This is a genomic window from Enterobacter sp. ZOR0014, from assembly GCF_000798855.1.
Classification (GTDB): domain Bacteria; phylum Pseudomonadota; class Gammaproteobacteria; order Enterobacterales; family Enterobacteriaceae; genus Enterobacter; species Enterobacter kobei.
In genome coordinates, this window is sequence record NZ_JTLF01000042.1 from 1 (window position 1) to 269 (window position 269).

General features: G+C 60.2%; 1 protein-coding gene. It reads right to left on the reverse strand.

Annotation, left to right across the window (positions count from 1 at the left end):
* On the reverse strand, positions 1–269 hold a 269-nt coding region (locus L977_RS01660; RefSeq protein WP_047624448.1), incomplete at both ends, for an RHS repeat domain-containing protein.

A 269-nucleotide genomic window follows, 5' to 3' on the forward strand; every position in this document is an offset into this window, starting at 1 on the left:
TCCGCAGTCCGGGTCATAATACCGGAACAGATTGTAGTGCAGCCCTGTCTCACGATCCAGGTATTGCCCCTGCATGCGCAGGTTCTGAGAATATCCTGATACCTGCGTTTCGCTTTCCCGCAGCAGCTTGCCCCAGGCGCTGTTCACCGCGTTCCAGCGAACCTGCCCTTCGATATCCGTCATCCGCTCCGGCGTGCCGTTGGGCTGGCAGTGGAACCAGAAGATTTCCGGGGCATCCACGCCGTCGATACGCGCCAGCGGATCGTAGC